Below are 25,091 nucleotides of genomic sequence, written 5' to 3'. Positions count from 1 at the left end.
CATTCTGTTTAAAATTCAGGAAATTTATCTTAGCTTAATTCAGTTATTTTTCCTCTATATATCTGTCATATTAATATTTATTGTTCGCGAAACAGTCAATGAGAAATAATACAAATGGTTTCAAAGAAGAACTCGTTCAACAAAAAAGTTGGGTAAGAGTGGGAGTCATAGGACTACTAGTCTGTGGGGTACTTGGTGTATATGCCGCTTTTTCTGGTGCCGACGGTTCTAAACATCAAAGAATGCGAATCAATGAGTTGGAAAAGAAAAATGCTCAAATTGAAGCTGAAAGTGGTGCTTACCTTTCTAAGATAAAACATCAGAATGACCGCATCCTTGATCTGAAAGATGATATTCTCCGATTAGAAAAACGATTGAATGAAAGAGAAGCGGAACTCAATACCAATGATCAGAAGCTGGACATGAAACAAGGGTCTATCCGATCACTGGAAATGAGAATCTCTGAACTGAAGGATGATAAATTCCGTCTTCAAAGAAATATTGATGAAAATAACCGCGTGATTCAGGATATGAGTCAACGTGCCAAAGAACATAATGAATTGCTGAAAAGTACACAGCAACAACTTGCTGAAACGCAAGAGTCGCTGGAGAAAGCTCAATCTAAACATGTACAGTCTTTAAAAGAACAGAAATTAGCGGAGCAATCTGAAATTGCAGCACAGGAAGCGTTGAGAAAACAAAAAGAACTTTCAAATAGTCTAATGCAAGAACTTGCTCAAACAAGAGGTGAACTTAACTCTGCTGTACTTAATGCAAATGATAAAGACCTTCAGCTTCAGCTAGCACAGCAAAAGGAATTGCAACAGCAACAAATTCAGCTGAAAGAAAAACAATTGGAAACACAGGCCAATACTGATATTTATAAGATTATGGCCGCTACAAGCATTGTACTTGTCATTGCACTGATCATCTTCGTTGTTTTTGCACTTCAAAGAAATGGCACAGACTTGATGGTTTTCCAAAAGTCTCAGGATAAAGATTAAACTTTTTTCAACTTAAATCATTCCATTATTTTTCAATTAATAGCAGACAGCGGATCAACTAAAACAGACTGGACTTTACTGAATGTTTCAGAAAAAAAAGTAGTCTCCACCTTCAAATCAGCAGGGTACAATCCTCTTTTCTGGGATAAAGAAGAGCTGAGCAAAGCATTTCAACAAGATCTGAATGCTTTACAGGAAACTATTGAAATCAATGAAATAGAGAAGGTGTTTTTCTATGGTGCTGGATGCAGTACTGAGGAAAGACAATTGAAAGTCAAAAATGCATTGTCTATTGTATTGCCTGCCACTGATATTACTATTGATACAGATTTAATGGGAGCCGCTAGGGGTTTGCTGGGTAAACAGTCTGGTGTTGCTGCAATTCTAGGTACAGGTGCCAACTCCTGCCTGTATAGACAAGAACAAATTATTGAAAAGCCGATTTCATTGGGATATATGTTGAGTGATTTTGGTAGTGGTGCCACTTTAGGCCTCGCTTTCCTCCAAAAACTCTTGACTACTCAGCTGTCTATGGAAACGATCAGTCACTTCATAGATACTTTTAATCTGACTACTGAAGACATATTAGAAGCACTTTATAAAAAGAAAAACCCTAATACCTTCTGCGCTTCTTTTGCTCCTTTTATTATTGAGCATCATCAATATGATGAACGACTAAAAGCATTAATTTTAGAACAGTTTCATCAATTTATTCAATATTACATCCTCCCTTTTTTCAACAAGAATACAACCCAAGTAAAAATCACTGGCTCTATTGCTCATCATTTCTCTCCTTTACTTCTACAAGCTTTTGAAAGTTGTGAATTAGAAGCCCCAGAAATTATTCAATCGCCTACAGAAGGATTAATTCAATATCATTTGTCGTAGTAGTTAAATGCTGTATCTTCATGGCTTAATTGATTTTACCAACAGACATGAAGCATTTTTTACAACTTCAACTTTTTTTTATTACTCTTTTATGTACTTGTTCTAATCTTTTAGGCCAAAGTAATAGAGAGTTTCGTGGTGTATGGATTGCCACGGTGAACAACATTGATTTCCCTGCCCCTAACCTTACGACTACGGAAGAACAAAGAGAAGACTACGTCCGTTATCTTGACAAAATTCAAGAACTTGGTTTCAACACTGTTATTGTTCAAGTAAGACCCGTTTCTGATACTTTTTACCCATCATCATACGAACCTTGGAGTAAATACCTTACCGGAAAGCAAGGCAAAGCACCTTCCCCTTATTTCAATCCGCTTCAATTTATGATTGAGGAAGCGCACAAAAGAAATTTGGATTTTCACGGCTGGTTCAATCCTTATAGAGTGACAATGAATGCCGATACGACAGCTTTAGCTCCCGGACACCCTTTTTTCCATCATAGAGAATGGTTTGTAAAATATGGTAATAAATACTACTTCGACCCAGGACATCCTGAAGGGCGGAAATTTGTATTAGAAGCTATTATGGAAGTAGCAAGACATTATAATTTAGATGGTGTGCACTTTGATGATTATTTCTACCCTTACAAAATCCAAGGTGAAGAATTTCCTGATGAAGAATCATTTCAAAAATATGGAAGTCAGTTCCAAGACAAAGACGCTTGGCGAAGAGATAATGTAGATTACTTTGTACAAAGCTTATCTATGCAACTGAAAGCAGAACGACCTGATGTTCAATTTGGCATCAGTCCTTTTGGTGTATGGAGAAATAATAATGTAGATCCGAAAGGTTCCAATACAAGAGCCGGTATCACAAATTATGATGACCTGCACGCTGATATTGTAAAATGGATGAAAAGAGGATGGATTGATTATGTGATTCCTCAAGTATACTGGCATAGAAAATTAGGTGCTGCTCCTTATGAAGAAGTGGTGATGTGGTGGAACAATAACTGCTACAATACCAATTTATACATCGGTCAAGCGCTATATAAAGTAGGCACTAAGTGGGAAGATCCTAAGGAGATTTCGGAACAAATGTACATCAATAGAAAATATGACAAAGTAAAAGGAAATGCTTTCTTCAGTGCGAAGTACCTGTTTGAAGACCCCATGAATGTTACGACTTCCATCAAGGTCAATTATAAAAACTATGTCCTTCCTCCTTCTGTGACAACTAAAGAACTGGAAGCTCCTTCAAAAGTAAGAATTACGGGGAGTGACGGGCACGTTGACCGTGGGGTTACGTTGCAATGGGAAGACAGAGAAAGAGGATCTGACATCAAAAAATATGTAATCTACCGCTATGAGGAGGGTGGATTTGGGCATTTAGATGGTAAGTATATTCATGCTATCGTAAAGAAAGAACCTTATAAAACGCAGGTTTATGTGGACCGCGACCTTCAAAAAGGAAAAAAATATACTTACATTGTTACAGCATTGGATGGCAATTATAATGAAAGCGGTATAAGCAATGCGATTATGCTTAAGGCAGGTGGCTTTTTATCTAAAAAAGTCAAAGTACTTCACTAATATAAACTACTCTACAGATGCAAAAGGAAAGAAATCCATGGCAGTGGTTACCAAGTCTATATATAATAGAGGGCTTACCTTATATTATGGTTAATGTGGTAGCATTAACCATGTATAAAAACTTAAAGATCAGCAATGCAGAGATTGCTCTTTATACGTCGTGGCTCTACTTGCCTTGGGTGATAAAACCGCTATGGAGTCCTATTGTGGATGTATTACGCACTAAAAAATGGTGGATTTCCATGATGCAGATTATCATTGGAGGTGGTTTTGCAGGCGTTGCTTTTACACTGCCCATGGAAAATTTCTTCCAATATTCTCTTGCTGTTTTTTGGATTATAGCCTTTGCATCAGCCACCAATGATATAGCGTCAGATGGTTTTTATATGATAGGTTTAAGGGATGACCAACAAGCTTTTTTTATTGGAATAAGAAGTACTTTTTATAAAATAGGCATGTGGGTTGGTCAAGGACTGATTGTTACACTTACAGGCGTTTTATATAAATATGATCAAAACTATACTAGCATTTGGAGTTATTGTTTTCTTGGTTTAGGAGTTGTAACCGTCTTATTTGCTTTTATACATAAATTTATTTTACCCAATAAGGAGGCGTTAAAACCACAAAAAGAACAAGACAAAGGATTAAAGGAAGTAGCCATTATAGCAAGCCAACTTTGTATTATTGGTCTTGGAGGATGGCTAACCAATAAATTCTTGGAGATTGAGTCTACCATTCCATATCTAGTCATTGGAGGTTTAGTGATTATTTATGTTTACTTTGATTTAAAAAAGAAAGCTAAGAAAGACTCTAAAATCTTAAACTCACCCATTATTACTTTCTTCAAAAAAGAAGACATCTATATCGCCATTGTATTTATTCTGTTATACCGACTCGGTGAAGCACAGTTAGTCAAAATTGCAACTCCATTTCTAATAGACAGTATCGAGAATGGAGGAATGGGATTGAGCAATGAAGACTTAGGTTTTATGTACGGCACCATTGGTTTTATCTGTCTTGTGGCTGGAGGAATACTTGGCGGAGTTGCCATTTATAAAAAAGGATTGAAGTTTTGGCTGATTCCAATGTTAGTCTGTCTCAATTTACCCAATTTAGGATATTGGGCGTTGGCCTTTTTTGAATTAAAAAATACCATAGCCATTTCTTTTGTAATTGCTATTGAGCAGTTCTTTTATGGTTTTGGTTTCACCGCCTTAATGATGTATATGCTTTATATTTCAAAAGGTAAAAATGAAACTGCACATTATGCAGTCTGTACAGGTTTTATGGCGTTAGGAATGATGTTGCCAGGAATGGTTTCGGGGTACATTCAAGAGCACTTAGGGTATAGTACTTTCTTCTTGTTTGTTGTCTGTTCTGGAGTTCCTGCTTTCCTATGGAGCCTGAAACTGAAGATTGACCCTACATTTGGAATGAATCAAAAATAATGAACAGGTTTTGTTCAGCTCTCTAGTTGTTTACATTAAGAAAAGTTGAGATGGATAACCTTTTTTTATTTCACTGTTGATTCACATATCTTTTTAACTTTGTGAAAAATAAATAAACTATGAAAAATCAGCAGACCTTATTCATTACTGGAGCATCTTCAGGTATAGGTAAATCTATTGCACAAGCGGCAGTAGAAAATGGATATAATGTCATTGGCACTTCTCGTAATCCAGACAGAACGAAAGACAAATTAGAGGGAGTTCGTTATGTAGCATTGGACGTTTCCAGTCCTGAGAGTATTGTTCAATGCTGGGAAGAAATAAAAGATGAAAAAATTGATGTACTGATCAACAACGCAGGTCAATCGCAGATTGGTCCCGTTGAAGAAACCAGTATGGAAAAATATAGGTACTTATTTGAAGTAAATTTCTTTGGTTTGATTGATTTAACTCAAAAGATTTTACCTCAAATGAGAGAAAGACGTGCAGGAACTATTATCAATATTGGATCACTCAACGGGCGTTTTGCTGCTCCATATTATTCTGCATATGTATCCACTAAATTTGCTGTATCAGGTTTTACACAATCACTCAGAAGTGAGATGAAAGAATTCAATGTAACAGTAGCTTTGGTAGAACCCAACCATATTGCATCCAACATTGTACCTGATTTTAATTGCTCTGAAGGATCTGAATACTTTCCTTATGCTGACAATATTCGTCAAAGTGTAAAAGGCAGTATGTCTGAAGCTGAATCTTCAAAAGTAATTTCAGATACTGTCATGAAAGTAATCCAAAAGAAGGCACCATCACCAATTTATGTTTCTGGTGGCAATGCCGGATTATTAGCATTCGCAAAACGCTTCCTACCAGACAAAGTAGCGGAGAAAATGATACGTGGAGCCTATGGCTTAAAATAAAAACTTAATTAGGGTGCTGAAAAGGTACCCTTTTTTGTTGAACATATAACAATGTAAAAGCTTGTTATTACCCCTCACCTTTCAACTTTCTTTTTATAAACATTTATTAATAAAAAATATCACTTAACACTGCGTAATAGCTACAAAAGTGTCATATTATTGCTACATAATTTATTATCACTTATATATACCAAACAAACCTAATGCATTTTTCTTCTATTCATTGATGTGATCTACTGCAGAAGGTTTCATGATTACTTTACTAAGATATTTTTTTGATGAATTCTACCCCTCATACTCAATTATTGTACGGCAATAAAATTGAGCTAGACAAAGAGAAAAGCTTTTGGAGAAAAGTGAAGTATAGTTTTTTACTTTTTACATTCTTTGCATTCGCTGGATTTTTCTTTATCAGTTTTATTCCTGGCACTATCATTTCATCCTTTGGGATATTGGCCATTATCGGTATCTTTCTTCTAAAAGAAAAAGTCAATTGGGAGGCACTCTGTACATTCTACTTATTCTATATTAATGTCATGCTGTATGTTCTGGCATTGACAACTGGAGGAATGAAATCTCATGCGGTTGCATGGATGGCCACTACCATTGTCACCTCCTATTGGTTTCTAGGCAAAAAGAGAAGCAGATACATTCTTCTCTTCAGTTTCATACTGCTTTGTAGTCTGTTAGCCATAGAGTTAATTAATGGCGGTCCTATCATGGATAGTTTATCTCCTGCACACCAAGTGATCTTTAACTGGACAATCGATTTAGGAATTCTTTTGAATATCAGTAACGATGTTAAAGCTATTGATCTCCAAACTTCCATCTTCCAGAATAAGTTACAGCAAAATACAGATGAATTAATTCAATTTGGGGAAGAGCTTTCTCAAACCAATGAAGAGATTAATGCTCAAAAAGAGGAAATAGAATCACAGAGGGATAAAATTGAGAAAAACCATCTCGAATTAGCCAAATCACTGAATAATGTGACTGATTCTATCCGTTATGCGAAAACCATACAAATGGCACTGCTGACATCTCAGGAAGAATTGAAGAAGATTTTCAAAGAAGTCAATATCTTATTCAGACCTAAAGATCACGTTTCAGGTGATTTCTATTTCGCAAGAAAATTTGATAACAGAACACTTATAGTGGTTGGGGATTGTACAGGCCACGGAGTACCTGGTGCCTTGTTATCTATGGTAGGTTTGGAAGCGTTAGACCGTTTGGAAGAATTGCCTAATACTCCTGCTGAATTACTGGAACAGTTGGATCATTATTTCTTTGAAAAATTACGTCAGTCCAACATAGATGGAAATAATGACGGAATGGACATTTCTGTGGCATATATAGACCACGATTATCGTTTCCAATATGCTGGTGCAAAAGGTAAAGGTTTACTGGTAGATAATAATGGTATTGTTCCTTTAAAATCCACGAACAGATCAATTGGCGGACGTATTAAAAAGAGCAAAGGTTTTGAAGTGACGGAAATGCAAATACAGCCAGATACACTTATCTGTTTGTATACGGATGGATATGTAGATCAAAATGGTATTGATGGTAAAATTGGATCTCTACGCTTCAGAGAGGTCTTGAAGAAATACTATTTAAAATACACCAAAGATTGTGTAAATGAACTGGAAACTTTACTGGATAATGAAACTGAAGGTTTTGAACAAAGGGATGATATTACTGTTTTTGTAGCAATTCATCATTAATCAAAATATCAATTATAAATCTACTAAAAAGAGTTTTGTCACATTGGTGAATACAAAATAAAAAGGTACTTGCTTTTTCTAAAACAAGTACCTTTTTTGATTTAATATCTTAGGTTTATACTTAAAGCAATTCTCCCACTTCTAATAATCCTTCTTCGGTAAGTGGTTTTGTTATAAACTTAATAACATATTCATTATTGACAATTCTTTCTATATCTGACTCGTTATCTGAGCTTGAAAGAATGGCGATCTTACATTGATTTCTTAATTCCTCAGGAAATGCCTCAAACTCATACAAAAATACAAACCCATCCACAATTGGCATATTAATATCCAAAAGGATTAAGCTTGGCAAATTACCTTTGTAATCAAAACGTTCTTGAAGGAACTCTAACGCTTTTTTACCAGAGTTCTTAATGACTATTTCCTCAGCGAAATCAGTTAGCTCTATTATTCTATTGTTGATAAAATTGTCCGTATCATTATCATCAACAAGTAATATAGTTTTTATTTTTTTACTCATAATTGGACCCCTGATAGTAGTTTGATTTTTTAACTAGCTTGGTTTAATATTAAAGATTCAATTCTACTTTAAAATACAAAAATTATAATAAGTATTGCACCAATTTCTCAATTAAATACTATTAGCTCTTTTATAATTTAAAGAATTTCTTAAACTGTACTTTTTTATTCGTTCTGAAATCGAAAATAAAAAAAATCTCCCAATAAATATTAGCTTTTATTGAGAGATTGCATTTATTTTTTCCATTCAACGATCTTATCAGCAATTTTTCTGTCATTTGCCAATCTAGGAACCTTGTTTTGACCACCTAGTTTACCAATTGATTTCATGTATTGCTGGAAAGCATCTCTTTGAAGAGGTGTAATTACGATTGTCCTTGTGATACTACCCGTAATCAGGTCATCATAATAAGTGTTCAGTTCTCTGAGCTTATTATCCAGTGTCAGTGCAAAAGCATCTAAATCATTAGGGGCATTTTCAAAGGAAATAAGCCATTCATGATAAGGCAATCCATCTGCAGGATTGACTTGAGGAGCTACTGAAAACTCTGTGATTTTCACTTCAGGATGTTGTTCTAAAGCGTACTTCATTGTTTTCTCCACTTCCTCACCAATAACGTGCTCTCCAAATGCAGAAATGTAATGCTTGATTCTGCCTGATACAATTACTCTGTAAGGATCGGTAGAAACAAATTTCACGGTATCTCCAATGGAATAGCCCCAAAGTCCTGCATTAGAATTGATGATCAATGCATAGTTTTTACCTACTTCTACTTCATCAATTTTCAAACGTGTCGGGTTTTCATCAAAGTATTCTTCTGAAGGAATAAATTCATAAAAAATACCTGAATCCAATTGCAGCAACATACCTTCTTCATGTTGAGAATCCTGAAAGGCAAAGAAACCTTCTGATGCAGGAAATAACTCAATAGAAGGTAAATTCTTACCAATAGAGTCATACAGCTTTTTACGGTAAGGTTCAAAATTTACACCACCGTAAATAAACAACTCGAAATTAGGAAAAACCTCTTGAATAGACTTTCCTGTTCTTTCAATAATACGATCAAAATACATCTGAACCCATGGCGGAATACCCGAGATCAAGGACATATCCTGAGCGATTGTTTCATCTATAATTCGCTCTAACTTAATTTCCCAGTCTTCAATACAGTTGGTCTCATAACTTGGCATTTGATTTCTTCTCAGATACCCCGGTACGTGGTGATTGACAATACCTGAAAGTCTACCAGAAAGAATTTCTCCTGATTTTCCTAATACAGGACTGCCAGAAAGGAAAATTAATTTTTTATCTAAAAACTTCGAATTGCCCGTTTCATGAATGTAATTCAGCATAGCATTTCTAGCCGAATTAATATGATTAGGAATTGATTCTTTTGTCAGAGGAATATATTTGGCCCCGGAAGTGGTACCTGAAGTTTTTGCAAAATAAGCAGGTGCTCCTTTCCAAAGCACGTCACTCTCACCTTTGATAATTCTATCTATATAAGGGCGTAAGGCTTCATAATCTACTATAGGTACATTCTTCTTGAAGTCTTCATAATTTTTGATATCTCCAAAATTATGATCTCTCCCGAAGGCTGTATTTTTCGCACCTTGAACCAAAGATTGAAAAACTTTATCTTGAGAACGGCTTGGATTATTGGCCCATTCATTTTGTTGCTTTACAATGTAAGCGGCCAATGGCTTACTTAAAAAAGATTTAAAACCCATAATAAGAGGAAGTCTTAAGTATATTGTTTGTCTTGTTGTGGACTTGGTTCTACATGAATAAGAATATCAGCAATTTCATTAAAATCAGCTTTCAATGAATCTTTGACATTATGTGCAATATCATGACCTTCTCTCACTGATATATCACCGTCAACAATAATATGAAGATCTACATAAAATTTAAAACCCATTTTGCGAATAAAACACTTTTCTGTGTCAATTACTCCCTCCACTTTCACGGTTTCCTGTTTTACTTTATCAATAAGATCGTCATATAGATTTTCGTCCATTATTTCTCCAAAGGCAGGCCTAAACAACAAGTAACTGTTGAAAAGGATAATTCCTACTGCAAAGAGTGCGGCCCAAGAATCTGCCGCTTCATAACCTTCACCACCATAAATAGAGATTCCAATTCCGATAAAAGCCGACAATGAAATCAATGCATCGCTTTTGTGGTGACCAGCATCTGCCTCCAATGATGAGCTATTGAGAATTTTTCCTCTGTATTTTACAAAACGATACAGAAAATATTTAATCAAAATAATCACTCCCAATACAATTAATGTATAAGAGGAAGGCGTCTCAATAGCACCCGACAAGATTCTTTCTATACTTTGCTCTGCAATAATCAAAGCTGAAGCAACTAAAAAACCTACAGTAATGAAGGTTGCAATAGGTTCAAATTTTCCATGACCATAGGGATGATTATCATCAGGAGCCTTGGTTGAGAAATTCAAACCCGCTAAAACAACAAAAGAAGAAATAATATCTGCACAAGATTCTATGGCATCGGCTATCATCGCCTGTGAGTTTCCAAGAATCCCTACTGTACCTTTGGTTATGGTAAGGATGATATTCCCGAATATGCTCAGCCAAGTCGTCTTAAATGCAGCTTTTTTTTCTTCTTTTGAAATCATATTTAAAGTTTCTTTTCCGCTTCTTCCAGCAACGCCACTTTATCAATTGGCACTACTCCTACGTGCTCACACACCAAGCCACCGCCTAAGTTAGCTAATCCTGCTACCTTATCCATAGGCAAACCAACTGCTAAAGCTAATGACGCAATACTGATCACTGTATCACCTGCTCCAGAGACATCTGCAATTTCTCTTTTATGAGCTGGAATATGCACATCATCGGAATGATTAGAAATAAATACACCATGTTCAGATAAAGTGACCATTGTGTGTTCATTATCCATTTTATCTTTCAGAAGCTTAGTCGCTGCTTTTACTTCGTCAATAACATCTCCGTCGAAATCAAATTTCAAACCTTCTCTCATTTCTTTAAGATTGGGTTTGAAAAGCGTTACACCTTCATACGACAAGAAATTTCTCTTCTTAGGGTCAACTGTTGTTGGAATACCTTTTTTACGAGCAATTTCCACGACTTTCTGAATTAACTCCGGTGTCAATACACCTTTGTCATAATCTTCAAAAATAATTACATCGGCTTGGTCTGATAATTCTTCAATTCTTTCAAGCAACAAAGCTGTATCATCAGCATTGATTGGAGAACTGTCTTCATTATCAATTCTCAACACATGTTGAGCACTAGCTATCACACGGTGTTTTACAGTAGTCACTCTTTGAGCACTTTGGATCAATCCTTCTTTTGGAATACCTAACTGATCACAAAGTTCTAAAAAAGTATCTGCCTGACTGTCTTTGCCAATAACAGCACATAAAATAGGTTGAGCACCAAGGTAATGTAAGTTTTTGGCCACATTGGCCGCTCCTCCCATTCTTGATTCTCTTTCTTTGACATTAACGATTGGTACAGGAGCTTCTGGAGAAATACGATCTACAGCCCCCCATATGTAAGAGTCAATCATTACATCTCCAATAACTAAAGCTTTTAGGCCATTAAATTTCTCTAAGGCCTCTCTTATACTTAGTGCCATTTATATCAATATTTTACAAAAAGAGATAACTCATATAAAATGAGTAAGAACATGCTGTTCACATGTTCTTATTCTCTTCCAATTATTTCAAATTTGCTAATGCAACTTTTAATTTTTCACAAGCTGCTACCAGTTCTTCATCAGAAGCCGCATAAGAAATACGGATGCAATTTGGTGCTCCAAAAGCTGCACCTGCTACTGTAGAAACATGTGCTTCGTTTAGGAAGTATAATGCTAAATCTGATGAATCTTTGATCACTTGGCCGTTGAATGATTTACCGAAGTAAGAGCTGAAATCAGGGAAAATATAGAATGCTCCTTGAGGAAGGTTTGTTTTTATACCTTCAATATCATCTAACAATCCTTTTAGTAAGTCTCTTCTTCTCAAATAAGCTGCTCTCATTTCTTCAATTACCGAACGGTCACCTTTTAATGCCGCCAAAGCCGCACGTTGCGTAATCGTATTGATACCCGAAGTCACTTGACCTTGGATAACGATACACGCTTTTGCTACATGAACTGGAGCAGCGATATAGCCAATTCTCCACCCTGTCATTGCAAAACCCTTTGAGAAACCATTCACTACTACTGTGCGATCTTTCACGTCATCAAAAGAAGCAATACTCACGTGAGGGCCACCAAAGTTAATGTATTCATAGATTTCATCTGAAACTATGTAAAGGTCGTCGTGTTTTTTTACTTCATCTGCAATCTCTCTCAGCTCATCTTTTGTGAATACAGTACCTGTAGGGTTACAAGGTGAAGAGAATAATATCGCTTTTGTTTTAGGAGTAATCGCCGCTCTCAATTGATCAGCGGAAACTTTAAAATCGTTTTCAATCTCTCCTTTCAAAATAACAGGCTTACCTCCTGCCAAAACAATCTGATCTGTGTAAGACACCCAATAAGGAGAGAAGACAATCACTTCATCACCTTCATTAAGAATACTGAGCATCACATTAGCGATAGAGTGTTTTGCACCCGCAGATACAACTACATTTTCCATCTTATAATCCAAACCGTTTTCAGTTTGTAATTTTTCAGCGATTGCTGTTCTTAACTCAGGGTAGCCTGGTACAGGAGGATATGAAAAGAACTTACCATCATCGATAGCCTCTTTAGCGGCGTCTTGAATATATTGTGGAGTGGCAAAGTCAGGCTCTCCAAGGTTCAATTTGATCACATTGACACCTTTAGCTTGAAGTTCTCTTGCTTTTACAGCCATCACTAAAGTAGCTGACTCTGTAATATTATCAAATCGGTTTGATAAGGTAAGTTTTGTTTCAGTATTTGATTCCATTCTAATTACTAATTTTTTATCCTCGAATCTAGATTGTAGACTGCGAAATTAAGGTTTAGAATGAATACTTCCTTTCTTTTCAGGTATTAAATGCCATTACTTGTGATTATTTACTGAATAGTAAGTTTTCTTTACAATTTTTCTCTCCTACTACGAACACTAAATGATGGCTTTGGGCACTTACTTCTTTTTTTACTTTAAATACATCATTGCAATAATACAGGATAAACTCATATTCTTCCTTAGGTAAGGATATAGAAGTAATGTTATGGGTATTGATACGAGCTACTAATTTTTCTTGATCATAGATTTCAAGTTCTAGTCCATTAAGTTGTTTTGCATCATAATTAATGACTTCAAAAAGTACTTTGGACGTGTTGTTTTTTTCTTTTTCTTGGGGTAAAAAAAAGGAGAAAATAGGAAGGGTAACTAAGAGTACATAGAGCATAGCATGAGATGTTTTATTGTTAATCGGGCGCTCTATAATATACTGAAAATTAAGCACAAAAAAAAGAGACGCTTAAGTGCATTAAACGTCTCTTTTGTATTTTATATCAATCTAAGTACAAATTCAAAATTAACTATGATTTATTTTTGACTTAGTACTTAATTAAAGATTTGTTGTATCTCTAGGAGTATCAGTGAAAGTACCTTCTGTAACTTCAACAGATTCATTATCTGAGTTGAAAGCCTTGAAGCTAAATGTACCTGACAATTTATCCGTTGAAACTTTTGAGAAACTGAAGTTAATGTATCCTTCTAAGATATTTGCAACTGATGCTTGCTTTACATCTACATCTTTTTGTCCAGCTATTTGGATTACATTTGTAATACTTTGGCTGTTATTGTATTCTGATACTAAATCATAAAGATCTTTTGCTGAAACATTTGATAAATATAAGATACCAACACCCGCCATTTTAGGATTTAAACCAATTTCTACAATATTCGAAATCGAAATATTGACGTTACTACCTTCTGTCACTAAATCAGAATGTAAGAAGCAAAGGATTGCCTCACCTTTTAAATCCGTATTTGCAAGATCAAACTTAATGTCTGAAAAATAAATTGATGTGATGTTATCAGAAGTTCTATACCCTGCATAGTTATTCAATTCAGTAGAAACACCATCAATTTTAGCTGAGGCTTCACCAAAAGAAACAATAGCATCAATGATTTGATTAGCTAAATCATCAGTAGAACCACAAGAAGTCAATAAAGCTAAAGGTAAGACGAATAGTATTAAAAGCTTTTTCATATTTAGTTTTATATGTAAAAATAAAAAATCCACAAAACCTATTAGGTTAGGTTTAAGTAAGACAAACGTTAAAAGATGTTAGACAAATATTATGCAAAAATTTATCTTCTTACCGCTGCTATTGAAAAAAACTCTGTACCAGAAATACGGTAAGAAATTGTCAATCGTCCGTCATCGCTAATAGCACCAGACAATGAAGCGTTAGTGTCATAACTTGTGATCTTGGACAGCTTGAAAGATCCATTCTCTCTATTTCCCTCCACAGTCACTTCTGGATACGTTGTTTTGAGGAAATCTGTTTGAGAAGAGCCTAATTTTACAGCTACAGATTGGATTGCAATCTGAACATCAACCAAACGATCATCCACCTTTTTCAATATAATAATATCATTGTCAGAAAGTGTCTGCAAAGTGGATTGGCCTTGACCTGTTTTTGCATTAATAGAGGTCACAAGGTAATTTCCTTCTACTGCTGAAGCAGTGTTTGCAATGTCTGCTTTTTCACAACTAAAAAAACATAGAAGTGAAAATACGATAATAAGCGCTTTGGGTATGCTATTCATAAGTGTGATAAGGGTTTTTAAGTATAAGTGTAGTTGATACATGAAATATACACTAAAACATTGTAACTTTATAGGACTATTTCAAGAATAACTTCTCTATTTATTCTAGTGTAACATGTTTGTTTGTCATATTAACTTTTCGAAGACCTTAAAGGTTTTTTTGACACTTTAAAAAGCCCCAATCTTGCACCTACATTGTGATGAATATCATTTATAAAAGTGCTAACAAACTGTATATTTGCCACATTCATTTTTATTATAAAAAGAAGACGATAAAATTATCATCATGAACAAGAAAACAATCTTAATGATCTTAGACGGATGGGGAATTGGTCCTGATCCTAAAGTGTCTGCTATTGCACAAGCTAATACACCTTTCGTAGATTCATTATATGAAAAATATAAGCACAGTAAATTAGAGGCTTCTGGTTTGGCAGTAGGTCTTCCTGAAGGTCAGATGGGTAACTCTGAAGTAGGTCATATGAACCTTGGAGCTGGCCGTGTGGTATACCAAATGTTGGTAAGAATCAACCAAGCTGTTCAAGATGGTTCTATTGCTGATATTAAAGAATTACAAGATGCATTTGCTTACGCGAAAGAGAACAACAAAAAAGTTCACTTCATGGGTCTTGTTTCTGACGGTGGTGTTCACTCACACGTTGGACATTTAAAAGGATTATTAACTGCAGCAAGTGCTGCAGGTTTTGATAAAGATCAAGTTTTCGTTCATGCTTTCACTGACGGTCGTGACTGCGACCCTAAGTCAGGTAAAGGTTTTATTGCTGACGTAGAAGAGCATATGGCTAAAACTACTGGTCAAATTGCTTCAGTTGTAGGTCGTTACTATGCAATGGATAGAGATAACCGTTGGGAAAGAGTTGCTTTAGCTTACAACGTAATGGTTAACGCTGAAGGTGAAAAAGTAACGAACATCCAAGACGCTATCCAAGCTTCTTATGATGCTGATGTAACGGATGAGTTCGTTAAGCCATTAGTAAATACAGTGGACGGCGAGCCTGTAGCGAAAATTGAAGAAGGTGATGTAGTGCTTTGTTTCAACTTCCGTACTGACCGTGGTCGTGAAATCTCTCAAGCTTTATCACAAAGAGATATTGAAGAGGGTGGAACTAAGAAATTAGACATCAAATACCTTACAATGACAATGTACGATGAGACATTCGAAGGTGTTGATGTATTATTCCATAAAGATAATTTATCACAAACATTAGGTGAAGTATTAGAAGGTGCGGGTAAAAAGCAAATCAGAATTGCTGAAACTGAAAAGTACCCTCACGTAACTTTCTTCTTCTCTGGTGGACGTGAGAAAGAATTCGAAGGTGAAACTCGTTTATTAGCTCCTTCTCCAAAAGTAGCTACTTACGATTTAAAACCTGAAATGAGTGCAGGTGATATCAGAGACAAAATTGTTCCTGAATTACAAAAAGGTGAAGCTGACTTTGTTTGCTTGAACTTCGCTAACGCTGATATGGTAGGTCATACAGGTGTATTCGAAGCGGCAGTAGCAGCATGTGAGGCTGTTGACCAATGTGCTAAAGCTGTAGTTGAAGCTGGTTTAGATAACGGTTATTCATCAATCGTTATTGCTGACCACGGTAACTCAGATGTTATGAGAAACCCTGACGGTTCTCCAAACACAGCACATACAACTAACTTGGTACCTTGTATCTTTGTTGATCCTGATTTTGACGGTGAAATCAAAGACGGTAAGTTAGGTGACATCGCTCCAACAGTATTGAAAATTGTTGGTGTTGATCAACCTGAAGAAATGACAGGTGATTGCTTAATCTAATTAAGAATTAAGTAATTCATAAATAAAGTACAAAGAGGCTGTTCAGTGATGGACAGCCTTTTTATTTTGAAAATAAAATAGTTTGAACTTTAATTATTTAAGATTTTTTTCGAACTTCATCAATCAGAAAGAAAATTCATATAAAATTGAATCACTTAAGCGGGTAAAAAATATCAATCAAAGGAAGTAAGACTTTTTAGTATATGGGGCGTCAAGCAAAAGTTATAGCTATTGTAAATCAGAAAGGAGGTACAGGAAAAACCACCACCACCACAAACCTTGGTGTTGCTTTAGGAAAACTAAGCTATAAGGTGCTGTTAATTGATATGGACGCCCAAGGCAACATGACTTTTCACTTCGGAATTCAAAATGAATACAAGAAGTCAGTCACTCACGTTCTTACAGAAGAAGCTAATCTCAAAGAAATTGCACTTAAAAAAGAAAAAGTATACATAGCACCTTCTGATGTTTCATTGGCAGATGCTGAAGTAAACATGATCAATGCAGAGCAAAGAGAGTTTATTTTGAAAAACGCAATTGATAAAGTACGTGATAAATTCGACTTTATATTAATTGACTGTGCTCCCGCTCTTTCTATATTAAGTATTAATGCATTAACCGCCTCTGATCATATATTTGTGCCATTGCAAATGGAGGTATTAAGTATGCAAGGGCTCTCTCAAATCCTTGAAACCGTGTTCCAGATCAAAGAATCGTTGAATAACAAGCTTACTATACTTGGAATTCTTCCTGTCATGTTTGATACAAGAAGGACCGTCACACATGAAATCCACACTCATATTAAGGAAACATTTGGGATAAGAGTTTTTGAAAATTACATTGGAATTGATGTAAAATTAGTAGAGGCTCCTTCATTTGGACAATCTATTTTTGAATATTCACCTCTTTCTGTTGGAGCAATGGCTTACATGCGCGTAGCCAGAGAATTGATATCAATACTACCTAAAAACTAAAACTTAAATAGGATTTTTAAAGTATCTATATAAATATTCCTAGCTGGACAAACTGTACCATAATATTGTTTTGAAAAAGTCGTAATTTGATTGTAGAAGTTGATCTATAGTTTCTAAAACCAAGTTGAGAGATCACTAGACTTTCTTTATAACCCATAAAATTACCCGTATCAAAAATTAGCTCTACTATGGCACTAGGAGATAACATCAAAAAGGATCGTTTGTTAAGCCGTGACGATTCTTCTGCTGGAAATGAAAGACCCAAAAAGATTCAAAATGAAGATTGCGATGACTTGAAGAAAGAAGTCCTTCAACTTCGTGAAAAATCAAAAGCTTTAAACAAAACAATTCTGGTTGCTGAGACCGAATTAGATGGCACTATCCTTTCATGTAATGACAGATTTGCACAGTTATTAGGATACAAACCCAAAGAGCTGTTCAATCAGCCTTTATCAAAAATCCTTTCACCAGACACCCCAAAGAACTTTTCTGAAAGTGTTCTTAACATTGTAAAAAAGGGAGAAACGTATACTGGCACAACGAAAAACCTTACAAAAGAAGGAGGATCAACCTGGATGGAGATCACTATTTCACCGATCTACAATGAGAACAATAAGCTCTACAAATACCTATTACTAGGTTTAGATGTTACAGACATTGCAATGAAAGAGCAAGAATTCTCAAATGTAAAAAGTGAATTAGAATCTACTGTTAACATCTTTCACACGGCGGCTTTAGTTTCAGAAACTGACCTTTATGGAACCATTACTTTTGCAAACGAGACTTTTGCTAAACTGTCAGGTTATACACCTGAAGAATTAATAGGAAAACCACACAGTATTGTAAGACACCCTGCCAATCCTAAGTCATTATTTAAAGAGCTATGGGATAAAGTTCAAAATGGGCAGATCTTCCAAGGCACCTATAGAAATCAAGCCAGAGATGGGAGTCACTATTGGGTACAAGCCACTATTGCACCAGTGTTGGATGCAGAAGGAAAGCCTGTCAAATACATTGGAGTTCGTTTTAATGTAACGGATCAAATGGACAATGAGAAAGAGAGAGAGGCGATAGAGGAAGTGATTTCAAATTCCAATGGTATTCTTGAGATGGATTTAGAGGGCAATATCAATATTGTCAACCAAAAGATCTTGGATTACTTGGGGTATAGAGAAGATGAATTAGTTGGCAGAAGTCATGACCTGCTGGTTCCTAAAGAATCCGACCATATTAGAGTAGACAACAATCGAAAAGAGAAATTAAAATCAGGTAAAGCGGTCAAAGATACTTTTAAGAGAATTGATGCCAACGGCAATGTGAAATGGCTTGAAGGAACATACAACACCGTAAAAGATTATGATGGGAATGTAGCCAAAGTAATTGCTCACCTTCAAGATGTAACTGAACGACGTTTGGCCAATGCTGATAACAGAGGTAAAGTGGCTGCGATTGACTCAAGTTACATGAGGGTTGAATTTGACCTTAACCGTTGTATTATTGACTGCAATGACCTGTTTGCTGAAGGTGTAGGTTACTCCAAAGAAGAACTGATTGGTTTTGACCATATCAATTTTGTAGATGACGTTTATGGCAGGTCTCAGGAGTACCAAACTTTCTGGGATAAGCTAAGAAGTGGAGCATCAGATAAAAGTGTCTACAAACGAAAGGATGCCAATGGAAAAGTAGTTTGGTTGCAAGCTACTTACAACCCAGTGAGGGATCATGATGGCAACATTTATAAAATCATTAAAGTAGCGGAAGATGTAACAGCTCGTAGAACCGCCAACTCTGACAACCGTGGTAAAATTGCAGCGATAGATGCGAGCTACATGCGTGTGGAGTTTGATTTGAACCGCCGTATTATTGAATGCAATGACTTATTCTCTGAAGGAATGGGTTACAGTAAAGATGAATTGATCGGTTTAGACCATATCAACCTTGTAGAGAAAATTCATGGTGAGTCACTAGAATACAAAAACTTCTGGGATAAACTTAGAAATGGCAACTTTGATAAAGATGTCTACAAAGAAATTACCGCTGAAGGGAAGGAAGTTTGGTTGCAGGGTACATTTAACCCTATCCGAAATCAGGAAGGTGAAGTATATAAGGTAGTGATGATTGCTGAAGATGTTACAGAAAGACGTTTGAGAAACTCTGAAACTAGAGCAAAAATTGCTGCACTAGGAAATGTTCAAGCTGTTGTTGAGTTTGACTTGAATGGAATAATGCAAGACTGCAATGACCTGTTTGAGGAAACTACAGGGTATTCAAAATCAGAATTGATGGGCAATCATCATAGGATACTGGTAGAAGAAAGTTATAGCAAATCTATTGAATATGAACGTTTCTGGGATAAGCTGAAACAAGGTGTTCATGATGAAGGCGTCTATAGAAGAGTGAGAAAAGATGGAAGTATTATGTGGCTTCAAGCGACATACAACCCCATCTTTGATTTGAATGAGAAAGTATTTAAGGTTGTAAAATACGCTACTGATATTACGGAGCAGATTGAAACACAACGTAGAGCTGAAGCTTTAAAAAACGAGCTTGAATCAAGAGTAAATGCCTTCAACTCTGCTGCTTTAATGTCAGAGACAGATTTACATGGTAATATTACTTTCGTCAACGATGCTTTTGCTGAGCTTTCTGGCTACACTAAAGAGGAGTTATTAGGAAAACCTCACAATATTGTACGTCACCCTTCTACTCCAAAATCGGTATTCAAAGAACTTTGGGAAACAATCCAATCTGGAAGAATCTTTAAGGTAAAATATCGTAACCAGAAGAAAAATGGTGGTTATTATTGGGTAGAGGCAACTATTGCTCCTGTATTGGATCAAGAAGGCAAGCCAGTCAAATATATTGGTATTCGATTTGATGTCACTGCTCAGATGGATCAGCAAGTTGAGAAAGATGGTGTAGATGCTGCGATCTCTAAATCATCTGGTGTACTTGAACTTTCGATGAATGGTGAAATCATGACTGCCAATGATACTATTCTTGAAGCACTTGGATACAACGAAGGCGACCTTTTAGGAAAAAATCACGATGTATTGTTGACTTCTGATCTAGATACCATAACTAAAAATAAAGAGCTTTGGAATAAATTATCAAAAGGCCAATTCTACGTGGATTCCTTCAAAAGGAAAAAACAAGATGGAAGTGATGTATGGTTAGAAGGTTCTTACAACCCAATTCAAGATTACGATGGCAACTATGTGAAAATCGTTGTCTACCTACAGGACATTACTCAACGTCGATTGAATAACTCAGAAAACAGAGCCAAAATCAAAGCAATTGGTGAAGTACAAGCTGTTGTGGAATTTGATATGGATGGCCTCATGATCGAGTGTAATGACTTATTTGTGCAAACCACTGGTTATTCGAAGAATGAGTTGATGGGTAAACATCATAGAATATTAGTTGAAGATAATGTTTCTAACTCAGTAGAATACGAACGCTTCTGGGATAAGTTAAGACAAGGTGTTCACGATGAAGGTGTCTACAGAAGAGTGAAGAAAGATGGAAGCATTATTTGGTTGCAGGCGACTTACAATCCAATTTTTGATTTGAACAATAAAGCAATGAAAGTAGTGAAATATGCTACTGACATTACAGAACAAATCGAAAACCAACGAAGAGCTGAAGCTTTAAAGAACGAGCTTGAATCAAGAGTAACAGCCTTTAACTCTGCTGCGCTGATGTCGGAAACAGATTTATATGGTAATATTACTTTTGTAAATGACACATTTGCTGAGCTTTCTGGATTTACAAAACAAGAACTGTTAGGGCAACCTCATAATATTGTACGTCACCCTTCTACTCCAAAAGCTGTATTTAAGGAACTGTGGGAAACGATACAAGCGGGACAAATTTTCAAAGTAAAATACCGTAACCAAAAGAAAAACGGCGGTTATTATTGGGTAGATGCTACAATTGCCCCTGTATTGGATCAAAGTGGTAAACCTATCAAATATATCGGTATTCGATTTGATGTGACCGCTCAAATGGACCAACAAGTGGAGAAAGATGGTTTGGATGAAGCGATTTCAAAATCTTCTGGTGTAATGGAACTTTCTATGGAAGGTGAAATTACAGCAATGAATGACACATTGCTTGAAGTAATGGGATACAACGAAGGTGAAGTGATCAATAATCCACACGATGTGCTGGTGGGAGTTGATCAGGATACAGTTCTTAGAAATAAAGAACTATGGGCCAAGTTGCAGAAAGGACAGTATGTTGTAGATTCTTTCAAACGTATCACTAAAGACGGCAGAGAGATTTGGCTAGAAGGTTCTTATAACCCCATTCAAGATTACGATGGCAACTATGTAAAGATCGTCGCCTACCTCAATGACATTACTGCAAGAAGAATTGCCAACGCGGATAACCGAGGTAAAATTGCTGCGATTGATGCTAGTTACATGCGTGTAGAGTTTGACCTTTCTGGAAATATTCTTGACTGTAATGATATTTTCTGTCAAAATACACAATACAACAAAGAAGAATTAGTGGGAGCTCACCACAGTAAATTAGTTGCAAAAGAATATGCTCACTCTCAAGAGTATAAAACCTTCTGGGATAAACTGAGTCATGGAGAGTTTGATAGAGATGTCTACAAACAGTTGAATAAATCAGGAGATGAGATATGGCTACAAGCCACTTATAACCCAGTGCAAGACCACGAAGGAAACTACTATAAGGTGGTACAAATTGCAGAGGATGTAACCGCAAGACGTTTAGCTAACGCTGAAAACCGAGGTAAAATCAATGCGATCTTGAAAGCACAATCTTCTGTAGAATTTGACCTTCAAGGCCATGTTACTGATTGTAATGATAATTTCCTGACCACTACTGGTTATAGAAAAGAGGAGATATTAGGCAAACACCATAGTATTTTTGTGGATCCAGAGTATGTAACCACTTTTGAATACAAGAACTTCTGGGAGAAACTGAGAAATGGTGTATTTGACAGCGGTGAATACAAACGTATTAATAAAGCGGGCAAGGAGATATGGTTACAAGCTACTTACAACCCGATTGAGGATGCTGAAGGAAAAATTTTCAAAGTAGTGAAATATGCTACGGATGTGACAGAGTTTAAAACAGCTTATAACGCCCTATCTGATTTCTTAGATGAGTTAGCAAAAGGTAATTTCGATGCTAGAATAGATCTCGGTAATATCAATCTGGATTCAGATATTGGTAGAATGATTGAAAACAACAGATCATTGAGAGATAACCTGAAAAACTTCATCACAGAAATCAACCGAGTAGTACAAATTGCCGGAGAACAAGGGAAGCTGAGTGAACGTCTTGAAATTGAAAGTGCTCAAGGTGCTTGGAAAGAATTAGCAGATGCATTCAATAACTTATTGATTTCTATATCACAGCCAATTCTCGAGTTCCAAGGACTAACTAAATCAATGGCTCAAGGTGATTTGTCTCAAAGATTTACAGGGAAAGCAGAAGGTGATATCGGGCAGATGGCCCAAGGTCTGAACGAAGCCCTGGATGGGTTACAAAACCTATTGCTTGAAATTGAGCAAATGTCCAATACAGTGGCAGGATCTTCGAATCAAATGAAGTCAAAATTCGGCATCATGGATAAATCAACTGACATGGTGGTATCTGCCATTCAAGAAATATCATCAGGTATGTTGGAACAGGTAGCAAGAACAGATGAATCATCGAAACTAGTAGATGAAATTCTCTCTGCTGCTGAAGATACCGGTAATAAAGCTCACGTCATTAACCGATCTGCTGAATCTGGTATGGAGTCTTGTCAGAATGGTATGATGATCATCAAGCACTTGGTAGAAAACATGAACGCCATTGAAAACTCTGCCGGATCTACTTCAGAATCTATTGAAATTCTGGCTAAACGATCAGAAGAAATTTCAAGAGCATTGACAGTGATTACAGATATTGCCTCACAAACCAACCTACTCGCATTGAACGCCGCTATTGAGGCCGCTAGAGCAGGTGATGCAGGTAGAGGTTTCGCAGTTGTAGCCGAAGAGATTCGTAAACTGGCCGAAGATTCAAGGCAATCTGCAGGTGGTATTGAGAAAGTAATCCAAGATGTACAAAAAGACGTTGGATTAGCCACAAAAGCCATTGACAAAATGGAGGAGTCTGTAAAAGTAGGTAATGATGCAACAAAAGATGTATCAGAGGTATTTAAAACCATTTTAGACTCTAGTGAGGAAACCTTGAAACTTTCTAAAGATGTATTGGAAGCAACGGATACACAAAAAGGTTCAATTGATTCGGTAGTACAAAACATCGAGAAGATTGTAGTAGTATCAGAAGATACTGCGGCAGGAACCAAAAACGTGGCTGGTGTTGCCGACGAAATGTCTGGATCAGTAAAAGAAATGGGTGAAACATCCGAGGAACTAAACCAAGTAGCCTCTCAACTGAAGGAGGGTGTTGGTAAGTTTAAATTAAAATAATGAAACCGGGGCGCTGTACTGCAGTGCCCCTCCCCAATAAAAAGACCTCACTATTATGAACGTGGAAGAACCAAGCAATGCATCTCCATCAAGAGAAGAAAGAATTGCTGAGGCTGTAGATATGGCTAAAGTGACCATTGATGATGAGCAAGAAAAGAAAAGTAATATTATTGTATTTCGATTAGGAGAGGAAGAATATGGACTTCGGATAGATCAAATCAAAGAAGTGGTTATCACTCCCCGAATCACAAAAATACCTTTAACGCCCTCTTATGTGCGTGGAGTAGCCAATATCAGAGGTAATATATTGGCTATTATTGACCTGGAAGATAAGTTTTCTCTCAATAATACAATCAACGAAACAAGTGGCTATACTCTAGTAGTAGAAAGCCATGAATTCAATATGGCAATTCTGGTAAAGGATGTACCTAATACCTTATCTGTTGCCGATGCTGATATAGATTACACTCCGGCTGTTGTTACTGAAATGCACGGAGAGCAAGATTATATTAATGGTATTATCAAGATTGAAGATCGACTGATCATCTTGATTGATATCTTTAAGATTATCACAAAAGACGACCTAAAAACTGTTTTAGGATCTAAGATTTAAAATTTAATGTTTATTTACCCATGGCTAAAAAAGTATTAATTGTTGATGATTCTTTGTACATGCGATCAATTATCAAAGACGCACTAGAAGAAGCAGGGTTTGAAGTAATAGGACAAGCATCAAATGGTGAAGAAGCAATAGACCTAGCATTAGACTCAGAACCCGACTTAATCACCCTAGATAATATCCTTCCGGACATGCTGGGGCTTGATATTCTAAAAACTCTAAAAGAAGAAGACCTGACTTCTAAAATTATCATGATCAGTGCCGTTGGACAACAGGCCGTGATTGATGAAGGTATGAACTTAGGACTGGACAGTTATTTAGTGAAGCCTTTCACTACTGAACAGTTAACTGAAGCAATAGGACAGATTATTTAA

General features: G+C 36.2%; 19 protein-coding genes. 11 read left to right on the top strand and 8 right to left on the bottom strand.

Annotated elements, in window-relative coordinates; genetic code table 11:
* Positions 1-98: 98 nt before the first annotated feature.
* From AVL50_RS26620 to AVL50_RS26595, 6 genes are all read left to right on the top strand, one after another.
* The gene (locus AVL50_RS26620; protein ID WP_062620169.1) at positions 99-1,004 is read left to right on the top strand and encodes a hypothetical protein; all 906 of its coding nucleotides are present in this window, start codon (positions 99-101) and stop codon (positions 1,002-1,004) included.
* Positions 1,005-1,028: 24 nt separating this feature from the next.
* Positions 1,029-1,892: a BadF/BadG/BcrA/BcrD ATPase family protein gene (locus AVL50_RS26615; RefSeq protein ID WP_082796021.1), complete on the top strand. Its 864-nt coding sequence runs from the start codon at positions 1,029-1,031 to the stop codon at positions 1,890-1,892.
* Between the two features lie 47 nt (positions 1,893-1,939).
* Positions 1,940-3,484 carry a glycoside hydrolase family 10 protein gene (locus AVL50_RS26610; protein WP_062620165.1) on the top strand — a complete coding sequence of 515 codons (1,545 nt, stop codon included), beginning with the start codon at positions 1,940-1,942 and terminating at the stop codon, positions 3,482-3,484.
* 17 nt (positions 3,485-3,501) lie between these two features.
* The gene (locus AVL50_RS26605) at positions 3,502-4,932 is read left to right on the top strand and encodes an MFS transporter (protein ID WP_062620163.1); all 1,431 of its coding nucleotides are present in this window, start codon (positions 3,502-3,504) and stop codon (positions 4,930-4,932) included.
* Between the two features lie 119 nt (positions 4,933-5,051).
* The gene (locus tag AVL50_RS26600; RefSeq protein WP_062620162.1) at positions 5,052-5,852 is read left to right on the top strand and encodes an SDR family oxidoreductase; all 801 of its coding nucleotides are present in this window, start codon (positions 5,052-5,054) and stop codon (positions 5,850-5,852) included.
* 278 nt (positions 5,853-6,130) lie between these two features.
* A complete protein-coding gene (locus AVL50_RS26595; RefSeq protein ID WP_062620160.1) occupies positions 6,131-7,576 on the top strand; it encodes a SpoIIE family protein phosphatase in 1,446 nt (481 codons plus the stop codon).
* A gap of 121 nt (positions 7,577-7,697) precedes the next feature.
* Here AVL50_RS26595 and AVL50_RS26590 read toward each other — a convergent pair whose 3' ends face one another.
* The 8 genes from AVL50_RS26590 to AVL50_RS26555 all read right to left on the bottom strand — a co-directional run bounded on the left by AVL50_RS26590 (position 7,698) and on the right by AVL50_RS26555 (position 14,853).
* Positions 7,698-8,099 carry a response regulator gene (locus AVL50_RS26590; protein ID WP_044202301.1) on the bottom strand — a complete coding sequence of 134 codons (402 nt, stop codon included), beginning with the start codon at positions 8,097-8,099 and terminating at the stop codon, positions 7,698-7,700.
* 233 nt (positions 8,100-8,332) lie between these two features.
* On the bottom strand, positions 8,333-9,829 hold the full coding sequence (locus tag AVL50_RS26585) for a GH3 auxin-responsive promoter family protein (RefSeq protein ID WP_062620158.1): 1,497 nt from the start codon (positions 9,827-9,829) through the stop codon (positions 8,333-8,335).
* Positions 9,830-9,843: 14 nt separating this feature from the next.
* Positions 9,844-10,746, bottom strand: a complete 903-nt coding sequence (locus AVL50_RS26580; RefSeq protein ID WP_062620156.1) for a cation diffusion facilitator family transporter — start codon at positions 10,744-10,746, stop codon at positions 9,844-9,846.
* A 2-nt stretch (positions 10,747-10,748) separates the two neighbouring features.
* Positions 10,749-11,732, bottom strand: a complete 984-nt coding sequence (locus AVL50_RS26575; RefSeq protein ID WP_062620154.1) for a bifunctional heptose 7-phosphate kinase/heptose 1-phosphate adenyltransferase — start codon at positions 11,730-11,732, stop codon at positions 10,749-10,751.
* An 82-nt stretch (positions 11,733-11,814) separates the two neighbouring features.
* Positions 11,815-13,032 carry a pyridoxal phosphate-dependent aminotransferase gene (locus tag AVL50_RS26570; RefSeq protein ID WP_062620153.1) on the bottom strand — a complete coding sequence of 406 codons (1,218 nt, stop codon included), beginning with the start codon at positions 13,030-13,032 and terminating at the stop codon, positions 11,815-11,817.
* A 106-nt stretch (positions 13,033-13,138) separates the two neighbouring features.
* Complete coding sequence (locus tag AVL50_RS26565; RefSeq protein ID WP_157491582.1) at positions 13,139-13,480, bottom strand: hypothetical protein; 342 nt, start codon at positions 13,478-13,480, stop codon at positions 13,139-13,141.
* A gap of 162 nt (positions 13,481-13,642) precedes the next feature.
* Positions 13,643-14,290 (bottom strand): hypothetical protein, encoded by a 648-nt coding sequence (locus tag AVL50_RS26560; protein WP_062620149.1) that lies wholly within the window; start codon positions 14,288-14,290, stop codon positions 13,643-13,645.
* Positions 14,291-14,391: 101 nt separating this feature from the next.
* Positions 14,392-14,853: a hypothetical protein gene (locus AVL50_RS26555; RefSeq protein WP_062620147.1), complete on the bottom strand. Its 462-nt coding sequence runs from the start codon at positions 14,851-14,853 to the stop codon at positions 14,392-14,394.
* Between the two features lie 286 nt (positions 14,854-15,139).
* On the opposite strand from AVL50_RS26555, the gene gpmI reads away from it, so the two are divergent.
* From gpmI to AVL50_RS26525, 5 genes are all read left to right on the top strand, one after another.
* A complete protein-coding gene (gene gpmI / locus AVL50_RS26550; RefSeq protein WP_062620145.1) occupies positions 15,140-16,663 on the top strand; it encodes a 2,3-bisphosphoglycerate-independent phosphoglycerate mutase in 1,524 nt (507 codons plus the stop codon).
* 203 nt (positions 16,664-16,866) lie between these two features.
* Entirely contained in the window at positions 16,867-17,637 is a 771-nt protein-coding gene (locus AVL50_RS26545) for a ParA family protein (RefSeq protein ID WP_062620140.1), read from the top strand.
* 188 nt (positions 17,638-17,825) lie between these two features.
* A complete protein-coding gene (locus tag AVL50_RS26535; RefSeq protein WP_062620132.1) occupies positions 17,826-24,098 on the top strand; it encodes a PAS domain S-box protein in 6,273 nt (2,090 codons plus the stop codon).
* 55 nt (positions 24,099-24,153) lie between these two features.
* Positions 24,154-24,711 (top strand): chemotaxis protein CheW, encoded by a 558-nt coding sequence (locus AVL50_RS26530; protein WP_062620130.1) that lies wholly within the window; start codon positions 24,154-24,156, stop codon positions 24,709-24,711.
* Between the two features lie 20 nt (positions 24,712-24,731).
* Positions 24,732-25,091 (top strand): response regulator, encoded by a 360-nt coding sequence (locus AVL50_RS26525; RefSeq protein WP_062620128.1) that lies wholly within the window; start codon positions 24,732-24,734, stop codon positions 25,089-25,091.

The sequence above is a fragment of the Flammeovirga sp. SJP92 genome (assembly GCF_001583495.1).
GTDB lineage: Bacteria > Bacteroidota > Bacteroidia > Cytophagales > Flammeovirgaceae > Flammeovirga.
Note: the sequence above shows the minus strand (reverse complement) of the source record. Positions and strands in the feature narration are given on the sequence as shown.

Excerpts from the sequence above, each read along its gene's own strand:
- AVL50_RS26620 (WP_062620169.1), top strand. The coding sequence starts at position 99 with ATGAGAAATAATACAAATGGTTTCAAAGAAGAACTCGTTCAACAAAAA.
- AVL50_RS26610 (WP_062620165.1), top strand. The coding sequence starts at position 1,940 with ATGAAGCATTTTTTACAACTTCAACTTTTTTTTATTACTCTTTTATGT.
- AVL50_RS26605 (WP_062620163.1), top strand. The coding sequence starts at position 3,502 with ATGCAAAAGGAAAGAAATCCATGGCAGTGGTTACCAAGTCTATATATA.
- AVL50_RS26600 (WP_062620162.1), top strand. The coding sequence starts at position 5,052 with ATGAAAAATCAGCAGACCTTATTCATTACTGGAGCATCTTCAGGTATA.
- AVL50_RS26595 (WP_062620160.1), top strand. The coding sequence starts at position 6,131 with ATGAATTCTACCCCTCATACTCAATTATTGTACGGCAATAAAATTGAG.
- AVL50_RS26590 (WP_044202301.1), bottom strand. The coding sequence starts at position 8,099 with ATGAGTAAAAAAATAAAAACTATATTACTTGTTGATGATAATGATACG.
- AVL50_RS26585 (WP_062620158.1), bottom strand. The coding sequence starts at position 9,829 with ATGGGTTTTAAATCTTTTTTAAGTAAGCCATTGGCCGCTTACATTGTA.
- AVL50_RS26580 (WP_062620156.1), bottom strand. The coding sequence starts at position 10,746 with ATGATTTCAAAAGAAGAAAAAAAAGCTGCATTTAAGACGACTTGGCTG.
- AVL50_RS26575 (WP_062620154.1), bottom strand. The coding sequence starts at position 11,732 with ATGGCACTAAGTATAAGAGAGGCCTTAGAGAAATTTAATGGCCTAAAA.
- AVL50_RS26570 (WP_062620153.1), bottom strand. The coding sequence starts at position 13,032 with ATGGAATCAAATACTGAAACAAAACTTACCTTATCAAACCGATTTGAT.
- AVL50_RS26565 (WP_157491582.1), bottom strand. The coding sequence starts at position 13,480 with ATGCTCTATGTACTCTTAGTTACCCTTCCTATTTTCTCCTTTTTTTTA.
- AVL50_RS26560 (WP_062620149.1), bottom strand. The coding sequence starts at position 14,290 with ATGAAAAAGCTTTTAATACTATTCGTCTTACCTTTAGCTTTATTGACT.
- AVL50_RS26555 (WP_062620147.1), bottom strand. The coding sequence starts at position 14,853 with ATGAATAGCATACCCAAAGCGCTTATTATCGTATTTTCACTTCTATGT.
- gpmI (WP_062620145.1), top strand. The coding sequence starts at position 15,140 with ATGAACAAGAAAACAATCTTAATGATCTTAGACGGATGGGGAATTGGT.
- AVL50_RS26545 (WP_062620140.1), top strand. The coding sequence starts at position 16,867 with ATGGGGCGTCAAGCAAAAGTTATAGCTATTGTAAATCAGAAAGGAGGT.
- AVL50_RS26535 (WP_062620132.1), top strand. The coding sequence starts at position 17,826 with ATGGCACTAGGAGATAACATCAAAAAGGATCGTTTGTTAAGCCGTGAC.
- AVL50_RS26530 (WP_062620130.1), top strand. The coding sequence starts at position 24,154 with ATGAACGTGGAAGAACCAAGCAATGCATCTCCATCAAGAGAAGAAAGA.
- AVL50_RS26525 (WP_062620128.1), top strand. The coding sequence starts at position 24,732 with ATGGCTAAAAAAGTATTAATTGTTGATGATTCTTTGTACATGCGATCA.